The following is a 19,669-nucleotide window of genomic DNA, read 5'->3' on the forward strand; positions in this document are numbered from 1 at the left end:
CCGGCTGGCTGTTACCGGGGTCGGGGCTCCCCGGCGGCATACCCCACCCCTCGGGGGTTGGTATACTCCCCGTCCCCCGGGGGGGCCTTCCCGAACCCCCGCCCCGACGTCCGCGTGCGCGCGCGCGTGACGCACCGAGGACCCGATCACGTGCCGGTGGTCGGGTCCTCGCGTGTGACGGATGGTTGCCCGGGGCGCGCAGGGGGCGCCCCGGGCGACGCTCACCCGCCGAGCGCGTCGGCGACGACCTGCCTCGCCTCCTGCTGCACGCGCTCCAGGTGCTCGGGGGAGACGAACGACTCGGCGTAGATCTTGTAGACGTCCTCGGTGCCGGACGGCCGCGCGGCGAACCACGCGTTCTCCGTCGTCACCTTGAGGCCGCCGATCGACGCGTCGTTCCCCGGGGCGTGCGTGAGGCGCGCGGTGATGGGCTCGCCGGCGAGCTCGGTGGCCGTGACCTGGTCGGCGGAGAGGGCCGCGAGCGTCGCCTTCTCCTCGCGCGTGGCGGGGGCGTCGACGCGCGCGTAGAACGACTCGCCGAACCGCTCGACGAGCTCGGCGTGGTGCTGCGACGGGCTGCGTCCGGTCGTCGCGAGGATCTCCGACGCGAGCAGCGCGGGGAGGATGCCGTCCTTGTCGGTCGTCCACACCGTGCCGTCGGTGCGCAGGAACGACGCCCCGGCCGACTCCTCGCCGCCGAACCCGACGGACCCGTCGACCAGCCCGGGCACGAACCACTTGAACCCGACGGGCACCTCGAGCAGCCGGCGGCCCAGCGACGCGGCGACGCGGTCGATGAGCGACGACGAGACGAGCGTCTTGCCGATGGCGGTGCCGTCGGGCCAGCCCGGGCGCGCACCGCCGTACAGGTAGGAGATCGCGACGGCGAGGTAGTGGTTCGGGTTCATCAGGCCGGCGTCCGGCGTGACGATGCCGTGCCGGTCGGAGTCGGCGTCGTTGCCCGTCGCGATGTCGAACGGGGCCGTCCCGCCGGCACCCGGGCGCATGCGCTCCAGCAGGGACGCCATCGCGTACGGCGACGAGCAGTCCATGCGGATCTTGCCGTCCCAGTCGAGCGTCATGAACGACCAGCGGGGGTCGACCTCCGGGTTCACGACGGTGAGGTCGAGCCCGTACCGCTCGCCGATCGCGCCCCAGTACTCGACCGACGCGCCGCCGAGCGGGTCCGCGCCGATGCGCACGCCCGCGGCCCGGATCGCCTCGAGGTCCACCACGTTGGCGAGGTCGTCCACGTAGGAGGACAGGTAGTCGTGCTTGCGCGTCGTGTCCGCGGCGAGCGCCTGCTCGACGCCCACGCGCGGCACGTTCCGCCAGCCCGAGCGCAGGATCTCGTTGGCGCGGCCTGCGATCCAGCCGGTCGCCTCCGACCCGGCGGGGCCGCCGTGCGGCGGGTTGTACTTGAACCCGCCGTCGCGCGGCGGGTTGTGCGACGGCGTGACGACGATGCCGTCCGCGAGGCCGGGACCCGACGTGCGCACGCCCTCGCCGGTGCCCGCGCCGTTGTGCCGCAGGATCGCGAGCGAGACGGCCGGCGTCGGCGTCCAGGAGTCCCGGGCGTCCACGTGCACCTCGACGCCGGCGGCGGCGAGCACCTCGAGCGCCGTCGTGAACGCCGGCTCCGAGAGCGCGTGCGTGTCCCGGCCGATGAACAGCGGCCCGTCGGTGCCCTGCCCGCGCCGGTACTCGACGATCGCCGCGGTGATGGCGACGATGTGCGCCTCGTTGAACGCGCCGTCGAGGGCCGAGCCGCGGTGGCCGCTCGTGCCGAACACCACCCGCTGCGCGGGGTCCTCGAGGTCGGGTTCCCGGTCGTGGTACGCCGCGAGCAGGGCGTCCACGTCGACGAGGTCGGACGGCTGGGCAGGGGTTCCGGCGCGCGGGTCCATGCCCCGATCCTCCCGTAGGGGAGGCCCGCACCGCACCCGGTCGGACCCTCTTCTCGTCACGCGCCCGCCCGGCTCCCGGGGCCCGCCTCGGTGAGACCGTCGTGCGGGGGTCGTGCCGTCCCCGCCACCGCGGTCTCGCGGCCGTCGGGCCGGGGGATCAGCGGGGTGACGGGGCGGGGGCGGGGCGCTCCGCGGCCAGCGGGTCGCGGGGGACGAACGCGTGCGGGACGCGCACGCGCAGGGCGCCGGCGTCGACCTGCACGACGAGCGGCTCGTCGGGGCCGACCCTGCCGGTCAGCTCGCCGTCGACGTCCAGGCGCAGGACGCGGTCCGTGACGACCCGGATCTCCGTGCCCGTGACGTAGCCCTTGTGCCCGAGCGGCCGCCACGGCGTCGTCGCCTGGTGCACGGCCGCGGCCATGACCGACGCCGGGTGCGCACCGCCCAGCGCGTACGCGACGAGCAGCCGGTCGTCGATGCCGGCGTCGGCGGCGATGGCGGTGCCCGCGTGCACGCGTCCGTTGGCGACGTTGAGCTGGTGCGTGCGCACGTGCCAGGTGCGGCCGTCGACCGTCACCTCCGCCTCGAACGGTCGGTGGGTCACGAGCGCCCGGGCGGCCGTCAGCGCGTACGCCGCGCGGCCGAGCCGGCGCTTGAGCAGGTGCGGCGTGCGGCCGGCGACCTCCGACGACAGCCCGACGCTCACGAGGTTGGCGAACCAGTCGTCGTTCGCCCGGCCGAGGTCGACGCTCACGGTCCGGCCGTGCGCGACGACGTCCAGGGCGGCGCCGAGCCGCAGCGGCAGGCCGAGGCTGCGGCCCGTGTTGTTGGTGGTGCCGAGCGGCAGGTAGCCGAGCACGGTCCGCCGGCCGGCGAGGTGGTCGACGACCGCGGCGAGCGTGCCGTCGCCCGAGCCGACGACGAGCATCTCCGGCTCGGCGGCCAGCACGCGGGGGAGCAGGTCGGGCAGCTCGGCGCCGGGGTCGTGCACCACGTGCACGTCGAGCACCCGCACGCCGCGCGCCGCGAGCGCCGGGGCGATGCGGTCGTGCAGGGCGGCGCCGCGGCGCGAGCGCGCGTTGACGACGACGACGGCCTCGGGCGCGCGGGAGGTCCCCGCGGCGCCGGGTGCGGGCGTGCGGCGGCGGTCGACGGGCGGCACGGGACCTCCCAGGGCCAGGTGGACGTGCGTCAAGGATGCCCGAACCGTCCCCCCGCCCCCACCCCGGGCCTGTGCCGTGAGACCGCCGTCGCAGGCACGTGAGCTCCCCGCGGGCGCGGTCTCGGGCGCGGTCGCACGGGCCGCCGTCGGACGCCGCCCGGTAGCCTCGGGCCGTGCCCGCCAACGACACCTTCGTCCTGCGTCCCTTCGAGGGCCTGCCCGGTGAGCCCGACTGGGTCGCGCTCCGCGAGCTGGTCCCCGCCGCCACCGCGACCGCCCGCACGACCGCCGAGCACGGCGCGCGCGACGTCGTCGTCACGACCGTCCTGCCGAACTCGTGGCCCGCGCTGCACCGCGCCGACGGCACCGTCCTCCTCGCGCTGCAGACCGGCACGAGCTCCGGCGACGCGAGCCGCGACCTCGCCACCGCCCTGCTGATGGCGCTCGACGCCGAGCCCGGCACGGCCATCGAGACGATCGGCCTGCCGACGCCCGGCCCCCGCCTGCAGGACGTGCTGGACCTGTCCGTGCCGTTCGAGGTCACCGTCGAGGAGAGCTTCTCCTACTGGCTCGACCCGACCACCGAGAAGACGTCCGAGATCGAGGCCGCGATCGAGGAGGCCGACGCCGGCATCATCGACACCCGCCGGCTCGCCGCCGTCGGGTCCGCGTACTGGTGCCGCATGGGCGCCAAGGAGTTCGTGCGCTGGGCGCAGGCCGAGGACGAGCAGGTCGTGCTCGACGGGCTCGCGCGGCTGCACGGCCGGCGGGAATCCGGCTTCGACGGCGGCCGGTTCCTCGGCTACTTCCGCACGTCCGGCATCGTCGTGCCCGTGTGGGAGCTCGCGCGGGGCTCGGAGGCCGACGACGTCGAGGCGCCGCTCGCCGCGTTCGCGCCCCGCCTCGCCGAGGCGATGGCCGACACGACCCCGCTCGACGCGAACGCCCGCCGGGCACGCGCCGGCCTGGTCGCACGCCAGGTGACCCTGCGGTGATGACTCCACGCTGACACGCCCGTGACCTGCGCCTCCGTCCGGGTGGCGGCGCGGTCGCCGGGGCGGACGGGGTGCGGTCGTGAGGCGACCGCACCCCGTTCGTCGCTAGGGTGGGAGCCGTGACACCCACGGGGAGCGAGGCCGGCCGCAGCCCGGAGCAGGCCGTCGAGAGCCGCCCCCGCGGGCACCGGCAGCGCCAGCGCGTGGCCGTGATCATCCCGGCCAAGGACGAGTCCCGGCGCATCGCCGCGACGGTCCGCTCGGCGCGCGCCATCCCGCACGTCGACCTCGTGCTCGTCGTCGACGACGGCTCCGAGGACAACACGCAGCACGTCGCGCGGGAGGCCGGCGCCGTCGTGGTGCGGCACTCGCACAACCGCGGCAAGGCCGCCGCGATGGAGACCGGGGCCGCGGTCGTCGCGATGCGCGACGCGCCCGACCGGCCGCCGCGCACGCTCCTGTTCATCGACGGCGACCTGGCCGAGACCGCCGTCAACACCGCACCGCTCGTCGCGCCCGTGCTCGAGGGCGTCACGGACCTGGCGATCGCGCTGCTGCCGCCGCAGCCGGGCGCGGGCGGGCGGGGGCTCGTCGTGGGCGCCGCCCGCCGCGCGATCGTGTCGATGACGGGGTGGACGCCCACGCAGCCGCTGTCCGGCATGCGGTGCCTGACCCGCGAGGCGTTCGAGGCCGCGACGCCGCTGGCCCGCGGCTGGGGCGTCGAGGTCGGCATGACCATCGACCTGCTGCGGCGGGGCTACCGCGTGCTCGAGGTGCCGTGCGAGCTGCGGCACCGCCCGTCGGGCACCGACCTCAAGGGCCAGCTGCACCGCGCGGCGCAGTACCGCGACGTGCAGATCGCGGTCAACGCCCGCCGCGCGCGCTCGGCGGCGTCGTCGGTGCGTCGGACCCTGGGGCCGGGGGAGCGTCCGGCCCGCTGAGGCCCGGTCGGCCCTCGTCCGCCCCGCCGTGCGGGGTGTCGGGTCCCTGCGCCCCGTCGTCGGACGCCGCGCCGTGGTCGTCGACGCCGTCGCGGTCCGCCGCCCGCCGCGGTGCCCCGGCGAGCTCGTCCACCGGGTGCGCGAGGCGCCACTGCGCCGCGGCGGCGACGAGGCACGGCACGGCGACGGCGATCCCGGTCGCGAGGACGACGATCCCGGAGTCGTTCATGAGGAAGCCGATGGTCAGCGCGACACCGGTCGCGGCCACGGCCGGCTGGAGCAGCGGGACCGCCTGGCGCAGACCCGCCAGCGGGGAGCCCTCGCCCATGATCGCGCCGCGCCGCGACCGCGGCCCCGCGAGCACGAGCCACGTCAGCGCGACGCCGCCGATCGCGAGCACCAGGTAGCGCCACGACGTCAGCACGCGGAGGTTGACCGACAGCTTGCGCCACACCACGTCCCACAGGCCGCCGTCGAGCACGGTGGCGAAGAAGCGGCCGAGGTGCGTGCGGTCGGCCGGCGGGCGCAGCCAGTCGAGGAAGGCGAAGCCGAGCACGAGCACGCCACCGGCCACGCCGACCAGCAGCACGACCTTCCAGGACAGCCGCCGGCCGCTCACGGCCACCGCGAGCATCGCGAACGCCACGAGGATCGCGACGGGGCCGCCGAAGTCCGCACCCCACTGCGGGGCGCCGTCGACGACGGCGAGCACCAGCCCGACCAGCACCACGGCGCCGACGGCGAGCCGGCGGCGGCCGGCGCGCAGCAGCGCGTCCGCGGCGACCACCGCGACGAGCACGCCCGCGGCGGTGATGAGCGCGAACGCCTGGTTGCTGAACCCGTAGAACCGGGCCGCCATGATGCGGTGCGCGCCCATCGGGGCGTCCACGACCAGCGGTGACCCGACGAGGGCGTCGACCACGAGCGTGACCACGGTGACCCCCGCGACCACTCCGGCCGGGCCGAGCACGTGCCGCCGCCAGGGCCCGAGCAGGCTCGCGGCCGTGACGAGCGCGGTGATGCCGAGCAGCGCCCACCAGAACGCCGTCACCGGGCGGTCGGACCGCCACCACGGCACGAGGCCGACGAGGAACGACGCGACCGGGGCGGCGGCGAGCGCGAGCGAGACCACGTGCAGCACGCGCAGCGACGGGCGCAGCCGGCGCCCGTCGGACCGGCCGCGGCGTGTGAGGACGACGGCGGCGGCGACGAAGAGGGCGGCCTGCGCGAGCACGAGCCGCGCGGAGAACGTGCCGGAGACGCGCGTGACCGCGGATGCCTCCTCCTGGGCGTCGAGCAGCCCCGCGACGCGCGCACCGCCCGTGGCGGGGCCGGCCACCGGGCGGATCTCCGCGCCCGGCAGCGCGGGCGCGTCGTCCAGCAGCCCGAGCAGGGCGAGCAGGGTCGGGGTCACGTCGGTGGCCTGCACGATGCCGGGCTGGCGCGTCGAGCCCGAGGTCAGCAGGCTCTCGCCGTAGCCGGCGCCCGTGGGGCGCGGGCCCGTCGCCGCGGCGAGCTGCAGCCGGACGCGGCCCGAGTCGGCGAGCGAGACGACCAGCACGGTGGCGTCGCTGCCCTGCAGGGCGTCGAGGACCGCGCCGACGCGGGCGTCGACGGTCACGGCCTGCTGCGCGCGGGACGGCTCGACGATCGCCTCGGACCCCGGCAGGTCGGACGTGTCGGTCTCGCCGCCCAGCGGCGCCTGCTCCTCCGGCTCCTCCGTGCCCGGTGCGGCCGTCGGGTCCGCGGACGGCAGGCGCGGCGCGGTCCCGTAGCCGGGGTCGCGGATCTGGCCGGCGTCGACCACGAGCAGGTCCGCGTCCCGGGCGTCGCGCACGAGGCGGCCCAGGGCGGACGGGGAGGCGGGCGAGGCGATGTGCTCGCCCACGGGCAGGCCCTGCGGGTCGGCGAGCGCGATCGCGGCGCCCGGGCCGATGCCGACGGCCGCCGCGCCGGCCTCGGCGACGACGCGGCCGAGGGTCCCCGGCCGCGCGCCGTAGGACTCGGCCTCCGCGGCCGAGAGGTAGTCGTCCCAGCCGGGGACCCCGCCCGCCTCGCCGGGGCCGCGCAGGCTGCGGCACGTCCGGTCCTCGGCGGGCAGGTCGGCCGCGCGGGCGCCCGCGGAGACGCCGAGCCAGCCGTCCGCGGGGCAGGAGCGCGTCGCCACGGAGCGCGCCGCGACGGCGCCGACCGACCCGTCGCGGGACAGCTCCCACAGTGCCGGCGTGGTCAGCGAGCCGACGTCGTCCCACCGCAGGCCCGTGACGCCGACGAGCACGACCGGACCGGGCACGGGCGTGCCGGGCGCGGACGCCGCGGGCGCCCCCGACGCGGCCGGTGCCGCGGCCGCGGGCGTCGCCGCGCCGACGCCCAGCACGGCCGTGAGCACGGCGAGCAGGGCGGGGACGAGGGCGCGCAGGGACCGGGGCACCGCCTCAGCGTACGGGCGCGCACTACGCTCGGCGGGGCCGCACGGGCGGCCGCCACGACGATCGGGAGGGTCGATGAGCGTGCCGCGCTACGCGTACCTGGGGCCGGCCGGGACCTTCACCGAGCAGGCGCTGCGGAGCGTCGCGTCCCCGGACGAGGCGGAGTACCTGCCGCAGACGGACGTCGGCTCGGCCGTCGCGGCGGTGCGCTCCGGAGCGGCCGACTACGCCGTCGTCGCCATCGAGTCGACCGTCGAGGGCGGGGTCACCGCCACGCTCGACGCGCTGGCCACGGGCGACCCGCTGCTCGTGCTGCGCGAGGTGCTGGTGCCCGTGCAGTTCACGCTCGTCGGGGCGCCCGGCACGCGGCTCGCGGACGTCGCGCGCGTCTCGGCGCACCCGCACGCGTGGGTGCAGTGCCGCCGCTGGCTCGCGGCGCACCTGCCCGGGGCCGTGCACGTGCCCGCGACCAGCAACACCGCGCCGGCCGCGCTCCTCGTCGAGGCGCTCGCGGCCGGGGACGCCGACGCGCTGCCGTTCGACGCGGCGCTCGTCCCGCCCGCCGCCGTCGCCACGTACGGGTTGACCCCGCTCGCCGAGGAGGTCGCCGACAACGCGTCGGCGCTGACCCGGTTCGTCGTCGTCGGCCCGCCCGGGGCGGTGCCGCCGCGCACCGGCGCCGACAAGACGAGCCTCGTCGTGCACCTGCCCGACAACGAGGCGGGCGCCCTGCTCGCGATGCTCGAGCAGTTCGCCGTGCGCGGCGTGAACCTGTCCCGCATCGAGTCGCGCCCCATCGGCGACGCGCTGGGCCGGTACTCCTTCTCCATCGACGCCGAGGGGCACATCACCGACGAGCGCATGGGCGAGGCGCTCATGGGCCTGCACCGGCGCTGCCCCTACGTGCGGTTCCTCGGCTCGTACCCGCGCGCGGACGCGGTCGCCCCGACCGTGCACGTCGGCACGGCCGACGCGGACTTCGTCGAGGCACGTGCGTGGCTGGCGCGGCTGCGCGCGGGCGAGGCGCCCTGACGGGTCAGGTCGCGGTGCAGGTGAGCAGCGGCGCCGGCGCCGCGCCGGCCGACGTGCCCTGCAGCCCGAACGCGGTGGACGCCGCGGGCGCGAGCGTGCCGTTCCAGGACGCGTTCGCCGCGGTCTGCGTCGCGCCGCTGCGGCCGAACGTGGCGTTCCAGCCGTGCGCGAGCTGCGTGCCGTCCGGCCACGCCCACGTGACGCGCCAGCCGCGCAGCGGCACGGTGCCCGTGGAGCGGACCGTGACGGTGGCCGTGAACCCGCTGCCCCAGGCGTTGTCCGTGCGCCAGGCGGCGGTGCACGCCGCGGGCGTCGCGGTCGACGTCGGCGTCGGTGTCGGCGGGGGCGTGGGTGAGGGCGTCGCGGTGGGCGTCGGGGTGAGGGTCGGCGCGGGGGTCACGGTGGGCGTCGGTGTCGGGGAGGCCGTCGGCGTCGGGGAGGGTGTCGGGCCCGTCCCGTCGACCGACCACGTCAGCCCCGCGCCGAGCGGGAAGAGCGGCGTCCGGCCGTCGCCGTCGTTGACGGGCTGCTGCGTCGCCGAGGCCGGCCAGGACACCGGCAGCGTCCCGGTCGGTGCGACGCGGCCGAACAGGACGTCCGCGACGCCGGCGCCCTCGCTGCCCGGCAGCCACGCCGCGTCGAGCGCACTCACCCACGGCAGGATGCCGGAGACGTCCAGGGGGCGCCCCGACACGAGCACGACGACCGTCGGCACCCCCGTGGCCCGGATGCGGTCGAGTGCCGCGGTGTCGACGGCGTCGAGCGCGAGCCCGTTCGGGCGGTCCCCCTCGCCCTCGGCGTACGGCGTCTCGCCGACCACCGCGACCGCCACGGAGCACGACGCGTCGACGTTGCCCGCGTCCGCCGCGAACGTCGTGGTGCGGCGCCCGGCGAGCACCTCGCGGACGCCCTCGAGGATGGTCGTGCCGGGCACGGTCGCCCCGCTCGCGCCCTGCCACGACAGCGTCCAGCCGCCGCTCTGGTTGCCGATGTCGTGCGCGTTGCGCCCGGCGACGCACACCTTCCCGCCCGTCGGGGCGAGCGGGAGGACGCCCGTGTTCTTCAGGACGACCTGCGACCTCTGCACCGCGGTCCGGGCGAGCGCGCGGTGCGCGGCGCTGCCGACCGTCGAGGCGTACGAGCGGTCGGCGAAGGGCCGCTCGAACAGGCCGAGCTCGATCTTCTGCGTGAGGACACGGCGCACCGCGTCGTCGACGCGGGACATCGGGATCGCACCGCTCTGCACGCCCTGGCGCAGGTGCCCGAGGAACGTCCGGTAGTCGTTCGGCACCATGATCATGTCGAGCCCGGCGTTGACCGCCGTGGCGACCTCCTGCGCGGTGAACCCCCGCGCGCCGTCGAGCTGGTCGATCGCGGCCCAGTCCGAGACGACGACGCCCTCGAACCCGAGCTCGCCCTTGAGGACGTCCGTGAGCAGGTAGCGGTTGCCGTGCATCTTGACGCCGTTCCAGCTGCTGTACGACAGCATGACCGAGCCGACACCCCGCTCGACCGCGGCCCGGAACGGCGGCAGGTGCACCGCCCGGAGCTCGGCCTCGGTCGCCCGGACGTCGCCCTGGTCGTCGCCGCCGACCGTGCCGCCGTCGCCGAGGTAGTGCTTGGCCGTCGCCAGCACGGACGCCGGCCCGCCGAGCCGCTCGCCCTGGAAGCCGGTCACCATCGAGGCCATGGCCGAGGCGATCGCGGGGTCCTCGCCGAACGACTCGTACGTGCGCCCCCACCGGTCGTCCCGGGCGACGCACAGGCACGGCGCGAACGTCCAGTCCACGCCCGTGGCGGTGACCTCCTCCGCGACCGCGCGCCCGATGTCCTGCACGAGCCGCGGGTCCCGCGTCGCGCCGAGGCCGATGTTGTGCGGGTAGATCGTCGCGCCGAGCGCGTTGTTGTTCCCGTGCACCGCGTCGATGCCGTACAGCATCGGGATCTGCAGCGGGGTCGCCAGCGCCCCGCGCTGGAGGCCGTCGTAGAGGTCCGCCCAGGCCGCCGTCGTGTTGGGTGTCGGCGCCGAGCCGCCGCCGGAGAGCACGGACCCCAGCCGGTACGTCGTCATGTCACCCGGCGTCACGACCGCCCGTTCGGCCTGCGTCATCTGGCCGATCTTGTCGTCGACCGTCATGCGGCCGAGGAGGTCCGCGACCCGGGTCGCCGTCGGCAGCGCGGCGTCCTGGTAGGGCAGGACGGCGGCGTGCGCGGCGGGGGTCGTCGCCGCGGGGCCGGTGGACGCCAGGCCCAGCCCGGAGGCGGCCAGCGCGACGGCGAGGACCAGCGACGTCCGGCGGCGTCGGGGCCCGCCGGCGGGGACGTGCTGCGGCGCGGAGCGGGGCATCGGTCGACTCCTTCGTCGGACTGCGCCCGGCCCGCGGCGGGCGGCGCTGCCGTCGATACTCCGGCCGTCCCGCCGCCCCCACCAGGCCCGAACCGTTTCGGCCGCCGCCAGGTGCGGACCGGGCACGACGCCGCCCGTGGACGCCCCCGCAGCGCTGCGCCCGGCGTCGCTAGCATCGCCGCCACCACCACACGGGAGCCCGCACCAGCGGGCTGAGAGGACGGCTGTCGGGCCGTCGACCGTCCGAACCTGTCCGGGTCATGCCGGCGTAGGGAGTGCCATGCCTGAGGTCCGTCCTGTCCTGCCCACTCCCGGCGCGCAGGCGCCGGCCGACCCGGCCCCGGGACGTGCCGACCCCGCCCGTGCCGCCGTGCGCGGCGGCGTCCTCGGCAACTACGTCGACCAGTTCGACATCTTCCTGCCGGTGCTCGCGCTCGCGCCCGTCGCGGCCGAGCTCTACGGCACCCGCGCCGTCGTCACGTACGCGGGGCTCGTGTTCGTCGCGACCCTCGTCGGCCGCCCGCTCGGGGCCGCGCTGCTCGGGTCGCTCGCCGACCGGGTCGGGCGGGCCGTCGTCGCCCGGGCCAGCATGCTGGGCCTCGGGGTGACGACGCTGCTCATCGCGGCGCTGCCGGTCGCGGCGATGAGCCACGAGGCGGTGCTGCTCGCGGTGGTGGCGCTGCGGTTCGTCAGCGGGGTGCTCATCGGCGGCGGGTACACGTCGGCGGTGCCGCTCGCGATCGAGTGGTCGGCGCCGCGGCGGCGCGGGTTCGTCAGCGGGCTGGTCATGGCGATGTCGCCGGCGGCCAACGCGACGATCGCGGCTCTCGTCCTGGTGCTGCTGGGCGTGCTCGGCGCCGACGGGTACGCCGCGTGGGGGTGGCGCGTGCCGTTCGTGGTCGGCGCGGTGCTCGCGTTCGCCGCCGTCGTGCACTTCCGTCGGCACGTGCGCGACACCCCGGAGCGCGCGGCGGCCGCCCCGGCCGCGCGGCCGTTGACGACCGTGCTGGTCGGCGCGGAGCGGCACCGGCTGTGGCGCCTCATGGTGCTGATGACGGGCCTGTGGCTGTTCACCACCATGGGCGTGACCGTGGTCACGTCGCAGCTCGGCGTGGTCGCCGGCCTCGACGGCGCGGCGGTGACGCGCACGATGCTCGTCGCGACGGCCGTCTCGGCGGTGGCGATGGTCGCGAGCGGGCACGCGTCGACGCGCGTGGGCCGCCGCCGGTTCCTCGCCGGGTTCGGTGTCGCGGCCGCGGTCCTGGCGCCGGCGACGTACCTCGCGGCGTTCGCCGGCCCGGCGTCGCCCGGGGCCCTCGTCGTGCTGGTGACGGTGCTGCAGGTCGTGACGGTCTCCGCGTACGGGCCGATCGGTGCCTACCTCGCCGAGCGGTTCCCGCCGGCCGTCCGGTCCAGCGGCTACGGCACCGCGTACAGCCTGTCGATCGTGCTGCCGGCGCTGTACCCGTTCTGGCTGCCGCCGCTGCAGGCGGCGTCCGGCGACGTCGCACCCGTGGCGGCGCTGCTCGCGGTCGGGGGCGTCCTCGTCGCGGTGGGCGCGGCCACCTCGCCGCAGGAGGCGATGACCGACGCGGCGTGAGAAGTGCTGTCGCGAGCGTACGCCGTTGCGGGATCCGATAACGTGACGATATCGTCAGGTTATGCGAATGCCGCCGCCCGCACTGGCGCCTTACCTCAGGTCGCACACGCAAGCGACGGTGCTGGCACTGCTGCTGCTCCAGCCCGAGAAGCAGTTCACCCTCGCCGACATCGCGCGCCTGACCGGGGAACAGCCCACCGTGGTCCATCGAGAGGTGTCTCGGCTGGTGGAGGCCGGTGTCCTGGGGGACACGCGCGTCGGCCGCGCACGGCTCGTCCACGCGAACCCGGACTACCGGCTCCGCCGACCCCTGACCGAGATCATCGCCGCCACCTACGGCCCGCCCGCGGTGCTGCAGAGCCTCCTCTCGGCCGTGCCCGAGGTGGAGGAGGCCTACGTCTACGGCTCCTGGGCCGCCCGCTTCACGGGCGTCCCTGGGGATCAGCCCGGTGACGTCGACGTGCTCGTCATCGGCGACGTGCCGCGGGTACGCCTCAACGACGTCGCTGCCGAGGCCGAGGACGCGCTCAGGGTTCCGGTGACCATCCATCGACTACGTCGCTCGGCGTGGCTGTCCGACGAGGACCCGTTCGTCCGCACGGTCAGAGAACGTCCCCTCCTACGCCTGGAGCTCTCACGATGATCGTCCGCTGGGAGCGTGGTCGCGTAGAGGTGGATCGGCTGATCGCCGATGGGCGGATCGAGCGCGTGGCGGCAAGCCGACAGCTGGCCGACCTGCTGCTCACGCAGGCCCGTGCGCATCTGGGGACAGCGGCGGCATCCGCCGCTGCGGATCCCACTGCGGCGTTCCAGGTGGCCTATGACGCCGCTCGGAAGTCGCTGGCCGCGGTGCTTGCCGTCCAAGGGCTCCGTGCGCGTGCACTACCGGGCGCCCACGCCGTCCTGCTCGACGTCGTGCTGGCTCAGCTCGACCCGCCGCTCGGCCCGACGCTGCGGCACTTCGACTGGCTACGTCGGATCCGCAACGCCGCCGAGTACCCCTCCCTCGAATCGCCAGGCATCGCGCTCGACGACGCGCAGGACGCGGTCGACCTCGCGTCGGCGATCGTCGACGCATCCGAGCGTGTGGTCCCGTCCATGCCCGTCTACTGACGGCGCGGGGGAGTGCACCTGCGCCGTCAGGCCGCCGGCACCCGCACGACGAGCGCCTGCCGGTCGACGCGCGCCTCGACCTCGGCGGCGTGCCCGACGATGTCGCCGTCCACCTGCACGGGCTCCGGCCGGCTGGCGGCGAGGTGCACGCGGCGGGCGCGGGTGTGGTCGATGCGGCCGATCTTGGCGGGCAGCTCGTTGCGCACGCCGACGCCCTGCAGCGCGACCTCGCCGAACAGTTGCGCCCAGCCGGCGATGCCGCCGCGCGTGTCGATCATCGCGACGTCGAGCTCGCCGTCGTCGATGATCGCGTCGGGCAGCAGCGTGATGCCGCCGGGCAGCTTGCCGCAGTTGCCGATGAGCATGCTGCGCACGCGCACGGTCTCGGCCTGCTGGTCGTCCAGGCGCACCCGCAGCCGCAGGCGGCGGCCGTTCAGGTGCTTGGCGCCGGCGACGAAGTAGGCCATCCAGCCCATCTTCGCCTTGAGGTCGTCGTCCGCGTCGGCGACCATCTGCGCGTCGAACCCGAGCCCGGCGATGACGAGGAAGACGTGGTCGCGCGGGTGGTCGGTGTCGTCGGGCATGTCGTCCGCCGCCTCGGCGATGTCGTCGTCCATCTGCGACTCCCACTTGACGACCTTGAGCCAGCCGACGTCGATCGGCTTGTCCTCGCCGTCGATCGCGACGCCCATGGCGGCGATCGGGTCGTTGAGCGGGATGTCGAGGTTGCGCGCGAGCAGGTTGCCCGTGCCGAGCGGCATGAGGCCCATGGGCACGCCCGTGCCGGCGAGCGCCTCGGCCACGGCGCGGACGGTGCCGTCGCCGCCGACCGCGATGACGAGGTCGGCGCCGCCCTCGACGGCCGCACGGGCCTGGCCGACGCCGGGGTCGTCGACGGTCGTCTCGAGCCACAGCGGCTCGGGCAGGTAGCGCTCGGACGCCGCCTTGTACACGGCGGCGCGCAGCGCGGGCACGTCCGGCTTCGAGGGGTTGGCGACGAACGCGACGAGCCGGCCCTCGCGCGGCGCGGCCGCGACCTGCTGCACGGGCTCGGCGTGGGCGAGGTCGTCGCCGTCGGCCTGGCGGCGCTGCCGCACGTACACGGTGCCGGCGAGCGCCAGCGCGACCACCGCCAGCACCGCCGCGACGACGGAGACCCACTCGACCCAGGACATGGCGCGAACGTACCGGGGAGGCACAGGTCCGGCGATCCGGGCGGGCGCACGGCCGACGTGGACCGCGTCACGCACCCCGGTCGGTAGGGTCGACGCGTGATCGATCTGCGGCTCCTGCGGGAGGACCCCGATGTCGTGCGCGCCAGCCAGGTGGCGCGTGGTGAGGACCCGCACCTCGTCGACGAGGTGCTCGACGCCGACGCGCGGCGCCGCTCCGCGCTGACGGAGTTCGAGACCCTGCGCGCCGAGCAGAAGTCCCAGGGCAAGAAGGTCGCGCAGGCGTCCGGCGACGAGAAGCAGGCGCTGCTCGCGCACACCAAGCAGCTCGCCGAGCGCGTCAAGGCGCTGCAGGCCGACGCCGCCGCGGCCGAGGAGCGCGCCACGGAGCTCGCGCGCCGCATCGGCAACGTCGTCGAGGAGGGCGTGCCGGCGGGCGGCGAGGACGACTACGTCGTGCTGGAGCACGTGGGCACGCAGCGCGACCTCGCGGCCGAGTACGGGCCGGACTTCGTCGTGCGGGACCACCTCGACCTCGGCGAGGCCCTCGGCGCGATCGACACGGAGCGCGGCGCGAAGGTGTCGGGCGCCCGGTTCTACTTCCTCACCGGCATCGGCGCGCGCCTCGAGCTCGCCCTGCTCTCGGCGGCCACCGACCTCGCGCTGCGCAACGGCTTCACGCCGATGATCACGCCGACGCTCGTGAAGCCGGAGATCATGGCGGGCACCGGGTTCCTCGGCGCGCACGCCGACGAGATCTACCACCTGCCGGCCGACGACCTGTACCTCGTCGGGACGAGCGAGGTCGCGCTCGCCGGCTACCACAAGGACGAGATCCTCGACCTGTCCGCCGGCCCGCTGCGGTACGCCGGGTGGAGCGCCTGCTACCGGCGCGAGGCCGGCTCGTACGGCAAGGACACCCGCGGCATCATCCGCGTGCACCAGTTCCACAAGGTCGAGGCGTTCGTGTGGACGCGCCCGGAGGACGCGGCCGCCGAGCACCGCCGGATCCTCGCGTGGGAGAAGGAGATGCTCGCGCTCGCGGAGCTCCCGTACCGCGTCATCGACACCGCCGCGGGCGACCTCGGCTCGAGCGCGGCCCGCAAGTTCGACTGCGAGGCGTGGCTGCCCAGCCAGCAGCGGTACATGGAGGTCACCTCGACCTCGAACTGCACGACGTACCAGGCCCGCCGGCTGGGGGTGCGCGAGCGCACCGAGGACGGCATGCGCACGGTCGCGACGCTCAACGGCACGCTCGCCACGACGCGCTGGATCGTCGCGATCCTCGAGAACCACCAGCAGGCCGACGGGTCGGTGCGCGTGCCCGAGGGGCTGCGCCCGTACCTCGGCGGGCTCGAGGTGCTCGAGCCCGTCGCCGCACAGGGGACGGCACGGGGGACGGCGCGGTGAGCCGCACGCGCCTCGTGGCGCTCGACGTCGACGGCACGCTGATGAGCTACGACGGCGTGATCTCGGCGGACGTGCGGACGGCGGTGACGGGCCTCGTCGCCGCGGGCGTGCACGTGGTGCTCGCGACGGGCCGGTCGATCCACTCGGCCACCGAGGTCGCGCAGGACCTCGGGCTGACCGAGGGCTGGGTCGTCGGCTCCAACGGCGCCGTGACGGCACGGCTGGACCCGTCGGCCGACGGCGGGTACGACGTGGTCCACGCCGTGACGTTCGACCCGGCCCCGGCGCTGCGGACCATCGCGCTCGAGATCCCCGACGTCCTGTTCGCCGTCGAGGACCTCCGCGTCGGCTTCCGGGTGTCCCGCCCGTTCCCGGACGGCGAGCTGACGGGGGAGCAGCGCGTCGAGCCGTTCGAGCAGCTGCTGGCGACGCCGGCGACCCGCGTCGTGATCCGCAACCCCGGCGGCACGCCGGAGGAGTTCCACGAGCTGGTCGAGCGCGTCGGCCTGCACCAGGTGTCGTACGCCGTCGGCTGGAGCGCGTGGCTCGACCTGACGCCGGCGGGGGTGTCGAAGGCGAGCGCGCTCGAGGAGGTCCGGCGCGAGCTGGGCGTCGAGCCGTTCGAGACCCTCGCGGTCGGCGACGGCGAGAACGACGTCGAGATGCTGCGCTGGGCGGCGTGCGGCGTCGCGATGGGGCACGCGCTCGAGCGCGTGCGGCTCGCGGCGGACGAGGTCACGGGCACCATCGACGACGACGGCGCGGTCGCCGTCCTGCGGCGCGTCCTGGCCTGAGGCGCGCGGCGCCCCGGGCGGCACGCTCCTCGCCGGCACGCTCCTCGTCGGCACGGTCCTACAGTGGCTCGGGTGGGCGACGACGACGGGCAGCGCCACCCGGGACGCGACCGGGGCGACCGCCGCCGGGCGCAGCTCGTGGCCGCGGGCGTCGAGGTCCTCGCGGAGCGCGGCTGGGCCGCCATGACCGCCCGCGCCGTCGCCGAGCGCGCCGGCACGCACGCGGGGCTCATCCACTACCACTTCGGCGGGTTCGCCCAGCTGAAGCGGGCCGTCGCGGCGGCGCTGGTCGAGGACGCGGTCGGGCCGCTCGTCGACACGCTCGCCCGCAGCGACCGGTGGCCGGACGGGCTCGCGGACGCCGTCACCGCCGGCGCCGGGCACCGGGGCTCGCCGGGGGGCCGGGTCGCCGCCGAGCTCATCACCGCGTCGCTCCAGGACGCGGACGTGCGGGGCGAGCTCGCGCCGGCGCTGCGGGACGCGCGCGACCGGGTCGCGGCGGTCCTGGCCGGGCAGCTGCCGGGCCCGCAGGCACGGGGGCTCGCGACGGTCGTCGTGGCCGCCCTGGACGGGCTGCTGCTGCACAGCCTCATCGACGACGACCTGGACCTCGCCGCCGCGGCCGCGGCGGTGCGCGGGCTCCGGACGGACGACGCGTCCGGGGACGTCAGGCGCGCGTCTCCGCCGGTGCGAAGACGACCACCACCGTGAGCGCCTCCGTGACGTCGACGAACCGGTGCTCCTCGCCCGCGGGGACGAAGACGACCGACCCCGGGCCGACGTCGACCGTCGCCGTGGGCGTCCACAGCCGCCCGCGCCCGGCGAGCACGACGTACACCTCGTCCTCCGCGTGCGGGCCCTGCGGGTCGGGGGCGCCGACCGGGATCGTGTAGGTGCCGACGCTCATCGCCGGCACACGGAGCTGCTCGACGTACGTCGCGGCGGTCCCCGCGACCGGCTCGGCGGGGCGTGCGAGCTCCTTCATGGTGCGTTCCTCCTGCGACGTGGGACGGGTGGGGACGTGGGTGGCGCGTGCGGCTCACAGCCCGCCGGAGACCCGCAGCACGGCGCCCGTGACGTACGAGGCCTCCGCGGACGCGAGCCACAGCACGGCCGCGGCGATCTCGTCGACGGTCCCGACCCTGCCCATCGGGATGCGACCCGCCACGCGGGCCGGCCGGCCGGGTTCGCCCGCTGCCGCGTGGATCTCCGTGTCGACCGTGCCCGGCGACACGGCGTTGACGCGGATGCCCCGCCCGGCGACCTCGCGGGCGAGACCCACGGTCATCGCCTCGACCGCGGCCTTCGAGGCGGCGTACGGCACGTACTCTCCGGGTGCCCCGAGGGTCGCCGCGACGGAGGACACGTTGACGACCGCGCCCGTCGCGCCGGCGGCCAGCCACCGGCGGACCGCCTCCTGGGACAGCAGCAGCGTGCCCAGCACGTTGACGTCGAGGACGCGCCGGACGTCGTCGGGCGTGACGTCGCCGAACGGCCCGATCCGTCCCGTCACGCCGGCGTTGTTCACGACGACCGTCACGGGTCCCAGCTCCGCCTCGGCGCGGTCGAGCGCGGCCGCCGGCGTGGCGGGGTCGCGGGCGTCGGCGCGCAGGGCGACCGCGCGGCCGCCGGACCCGCGCAGCCCCGCCACGAGCGCGGACGCGGACGCGTCGTCGTGCGCGTAGGTGAGCAGGACGCCGTAGCCGTCGGCGACGGCGCGGCGGGCGATCGCGGCACCGATCCCGCGGCCCCCGCCGGTGACCACCATGACGCCGCCCGCGGGACGCGCCGCGCCGGCGCCCCCGCCGACCGCGTCGTCGTGGGGCGGGGCCGGGGTCACGACGCACCGCCCGGCGCAGCCGACGCAGACGCGTCCGGCGGCGCGGGCCGGTACGGCTCCTCGCGGACCGCGTGCGCGGCGACGAGCTTGACCGCGAGCACGGGCCCGAACCACGCGAGCCCCGCCGGGGCGCCGACGGGCCCCGCGGCGACGAGGAGCGTGGCGAGCGCGCCGAACGCGACCGGGCGCCGCAGGTGGAGCGGCACGGCGTGGACCGCGAGGACCGACGCCAGGCAGCCCGCGTACCAGAAGGTCGCCCACCCCCAGCCGGCGCCCGGCAGCAGGAGCGCGAGCACGAGGGGGTGCACGTGCGCGGCGGTGAACGCGGGGCTGCTGCGCAGCAGGCGTGCGCCGCGGCCCGCCCCGGCGTCGCGGGGCCCGTGGTACTGACGCTTGGCGGTGCTCAGCGCGTTGGCCGTCACGCCCCCGACGACGTCGACGGCGAGGACGAGCACGACGGCCCACTGCCACGGCGCCCACGACGTCGTGGCCGCGGCCGCCACGACGCCGGCCGTGCCCGCCGCGGTGGCGACCGCGACGGTCGCGCGCTCGCCGGGCGTCGTCCCCGCGCCCAGGAGCCAGTCCGGGCGGCCCGCGGGCGCGCGCCAGTCGACGACGAACCCCGGCGCCCCCTCGACCGGCCGCACCGCTCCGGCGGCCGTCACCGTGCCGGCACCGCGCACGCAGGCAACTTGCTCATGCGACCAAGATAGCGACGGCCCGACGCGCGGTCACCCCCGGGGCCCGGCCGACCGCCGGCCGTCCGGTCGCCGGCCGGGTGCGGACGCGGACGTCCGCCGCCGGCCCCAACGTTCCTGCCGTGACCTGATCGTGACCGGTTCGTCAGTGTTTCGCCCTTGCAAGCGTTGCAGAAACAGACTTGTCTCGACGCAGGCCGGGCCACCACGGTCCGCCGAACGACCACGA

17 protein-coding genes and 1 riboswitch are annotated in these 19,669 nt (G+C 76.4%); of the genes, 9 read left to right on the forward strand and 8 right to left on the reverse strand.

Annotation, left to right across the window (positions count from 1 at the left end):
• Positions 1-221: 221 nt before the first annotated feature.
• Both pgm and ACFUMH_RS08260 read right to left on the reverse strand, forming a co-directional pair.
• Complete coding sequence (gene pgm / locus ACFUMH_RS08255) at positions 222-1,907, reverse strand: phosphoglucomutase (alpha-D-glucose-1,6-bisphosphate-dependent) (protein WP_378203202.1); 1,686 nt, start codon at positions 1,905-1,907, stop codon at positions 222-224.
• 157 nt (positions 1,908-2,064) lie between these two features.
• The gene (locus tag ACFUMH_RS08260) at positions 2,065-3,069 is read right to left on the reverse strand and encodes a diacylglycerol/lipid kinase family protein (RefSeq protein ID WP_378203205.1); all 1,005 of its coding nucleotides are present in this window, start codon (positions 3,067-3,069) and stop codon (positions 2,065-2,067) included.
• 173 nt (positions 3,070-3,242) lie between these two features.
• On the opposite strand from ACFUMH_RS08260, the gene ACFUMH_RS08265 reads away from it, so the two are divergent.
• Both ACFUMH_RS08265 and ACFUMH_RS08270 read left to right on the forward strand, forming a co-directional pair.
• Complete coding sequence (locus ACFUMH_RS08265) at positions 3,243-4,064, forward strand: DUF5926 family protein (protein WP_378203208.1); 822 nt, start codon at positions 3,243-3,245, stop codon at positions 4,062-4,064.
• A 119-nt stretch (positions 4,065-4,183) separates the two neighbouring features.
• Positions 4,184-5,005, forward strand: a complete 822-nt coding sequence (locus ACFUMH_RS08270) for a glycosyltransferase family 2 protein (protein ID WP_378203211.1) — start codon at positions 4,184-4,186, stop codon at positions 5,003-5,005.
• On the opposite strand, the gene ACFUMH_RS08275 is transcribed toward ACFUMH_RS08270, so the two are convergent.
• The gene (locus ACFUMH_RS08275) at positions 4,929-7,436 is read right to left on the reverse strand and encodes a hypothetical protein (protein WP_378203214.1); all 2,508 of its coding nucleotides are present in this window, start codon (positions 7,434-7,436) and stop codon (positions 4,929-4,931) included. The genes ACFUMH_RS08270 and ACFUMH_RS08275 overlap by 77 nt on opposite strands.
• Positions 7,437-7,509: 73 nt before the next feature.
• Between ACFUMH_RS08275 and pheA the strand changes: the two genes are divergently transcribed.
• Complete coding sequence (pheA, locus tag ACFUMH_RS08280) at positions 7,510-8,466, forward strand: prephenate dehydratase (RefSeq protein ID WP_378203217.1); 957 nt, start codon at positions 7,510-7,512, stop codon at positions 8,464-8,466.
• Positions 8,467-8,470: 4 nt separating this feature from the next.
• Here the strand turns inward: pheA and ACFUMH_RS08285 are convergent, their stop codons facing one another.
• The gene (locus ACFUMH_RS08285; protein ID WP_378203220.1) at positions 8,471-10,813 is read right to left on the reverse strand and encodes a glycoside hydrolase family 3 N-terminal domain-containing protein; all 2,343 of its coding nucleotides are present in this window, start codon (positions 10,811-10,813) and stop codon (positions 8,471-8,473) included.
• A gap of 181 nt (positions 10,814-10,994) precedes the next feature.
• A riboswitch (TPP riboswitch) is annotated at positions 10,995-11,105 on the forward strand.
• Between ACFUMH_RS08285 and ACFUMH_RS08290 the strand changes: the two genes are divergently transcribed.
• The 3 genes from ACFUMH_RS08290 (at position 11,094) to ACFUMH_RS08300 (ending at position 13,526) form a co-directional block, all read left to right on the forward strand.
• Complete coding sequence (locus ACFUMH_RS08290; protein ID WP_378203223.1) at positions 11,094-12,413, forward strand: MFS transporter; 1,320 nt, start codon at positions 11,094-11,096, stop codon at positions 12,411-12,413. It overlaps the preceding riboswitch by 12 nt.
• Positions 12,414-12,474: 61 nt before the next feature.
• Positions 12,475-13,056: a hypothetical protein gene (locus tag ACFUMH_RS08295; protein ID WP_378203226.1), complete on the forward strand. Its 582-nt coding sequence runs from the start codon at positions 12,475-12,477 to the stop codon at positions 13,054-13,056.
• Positions 13,053-13,526: a HEPN domain-containing protein gene (locus tag ACFUMH_RS08300; RefSeq protein WP_378203229.1), complete on the forward strand. Its 474-nt coding sequence runs from the start codon at positions 13,053-13,055 to the stop codon at positions 13,524-13,526. The genes ACFUMH_RS08295 and ACFUMH_RS08300 overlap by 4 nt, the downstream gene beginning before the upstream one ends.
• 26 nt (positions 13,527-13,552) lie before the next feature.
• Here the strand turns inward: ACFUMH_RS08300 and ACFUMH_RS08305 are convergent, their stop codons facing one another.
• A complete protein-coding gene (locus tag ACFUMH_RS08305) occupies positions 13,553-14,701 on the reverse strand; it encodes a diacylglycerol/lipid kinase family protein (RefSeq protein ID WP_378203232.1) in 1,149 nt (382 codons plus the stop codon).
• 96 nt (positions 14,702-14,797) lie between these two features.
• On the opposite strand from ACFUMH_RS08305, the gene serS reads away from it, so the two are divergent.
• The 3 genes from serS to ACFUMH_RS08320 all read left to right on the forward strand — a co-directional run bounded on the left by serS (position 14,798) and on the right by ACFUMH_RS08320 (position 17,613).
• Positions 14,798-16,108: a serine--tRNA ligase gene (gene serS, locus ACFUMH_RS08310; RefSeq protein WP_378203235.1), complete on the forward strand. Its 1,311-nt coding sequence runs from the start codon at positions 14,798-14,800 to the stop codon at positions 16,106-16,108.
• A complete protein-coding gene (locus ACFUMH_RS08315) occupies positions 16,105-16,902 on the forward strand; it encodes an HAD family hydrolase (RefSeq protein WP_378203238.1) in 798 nt (265 codons plus the stop codon). Before serS ends, ACFUMH_RS08315 begins: the two co-directional genes overlap by 4 nt.
• Positions 16,903-16,974: 72 nt before the next feature.
• Positions 16,975-17,613, forward strand: coding sequence for a TetR family transcriptional regulator (locus tag ACFUMH_RS08320; protein WP_378203241.1), 639 nt, complete (start codon positions 16,975-16,977; stop codon positions 17,611-17,613).
• Here ACFUMH_RS08320 and ACFUMH_RS08325 read toward each other — a convergent pair.
• The 3 genes from ACFUMH_RS08325 to ACFUMH_RS08335 are packed head-to-tail and all read right to left on the reverse strand — an operon-like array spanning position 17,570 to position 19,425.
• On the reverse strand, positions 17,570-17,887 hold the full coding sequence (locus tag ACFUMH_RS08325; RefSeq protein ID WP_378203245.1) for a cupin domain-containing protein: 318 nt from the start codon (positions 17,885-17,887) through the stop codon (positions 17,570-17,572). The genes ACFUMH_RS08320 and ACFUMH_RS08325 overlap by 44 nt on opposite strands.
• Before the next feature lie 54 nt (positions 17,888-17,941).
• A complete protein-coding gene (locus ACFUMH_RS08330) occupies positions 17,942-18,742 on the reverse strand; it encodes an SDR family NAD(P)-dependent oxidoreductase (protein WP_378203248.1) in 801 nt (266 codons plus the stop codon).
• Entirely contained in the window at positions 18,739-19,425 is a 687-nt protein-coding gene (locus ACFUMH_RS08335; protein ID WP_378203251.1) for a hypothetical protein, read from the reverse strand. Before ACFUMH_RS08335 ends, ACFUMH_RS08330 begins: the two co-directional genes overlap by 4 nt.
• Between the last annotated feature and the right edge of the window lie 244 nt (positions 19,426-19,669).

Source organism: Cellulomonas sp. NPDC057328, from assembly GCF_042667215.1.
In the GTDB taxonomy this organism is placed as follows: Bacteria; Actinomycetota; Actinomycetes; order Actinomycetales; family Cellulomonadaceae; genus Cellulomonas.

What these genes read in the sequence shown, in the direction of transcription:
- pgm (WP_378203202.1), bottom strand. Translation starts at nt 1,907, where the DNA reads ATGGACCCGCGCGCCGGAACCCCTGCCCAGCCGTCCGACCTCGTCGAC.
- pheA (WP_378203217.1), top strand. Translation starts at nt 7,510, where the DNA reads ATGAGCGTGCCGCGCTACGCGTACCTGGGGCCGGCCGGGACCTTCACC.
- ACFUMH_RS08285 (WP_378203220.1), bottom strand. Translation starts at nt 10,813, where the DNA reads ATGCCCCGCTCCGCGCCGCAGCACGTCCCCGCCGGCGGGCCCCGACGC.
- ACFUMH_RS08290 (WP_378203223.1), top strand. Translation starts at nt 11,094, where the DNA reads ATGCCTGAGGTCCGTCCTGTCCTGCCCACTCCCGGCGCGCAGGCGCCG.
- ACFUMH_RS08295 (WP_378203226.1), top strand. Translation starts at nt 12,475, where the DNA reads ATGCGAATGCCGCCGCCCGCACTGGCGCCTTACCTCAGGTCGCACACG.
- ACFUMH_RS08300 (WP_378203229.1), top strand. Translation starts at nt 13,053, where the DNA reads ATGATCGTCCGCTGGGAGCGTGGTCGCGTAGAGGTGGATCGGCTGATC.
- ACFUMH_RS08305 (WP_378203232.1), bottom strand. Translation starts at nt 14,701, where the DNA reads ATGTCCTGGGTCGAGTGGGTCTCCGTCGTCGCGGCGGTGCTGGCGGTG.
- ACFUMH_RS08325 (WP_378203245.1), bottom strand. Translation starts at nt 17,887, where the DNA reads ATGAAGGAGCTCGCACGCCCCGCCGAGCCGGTCGCGGGGACCGCCGCG.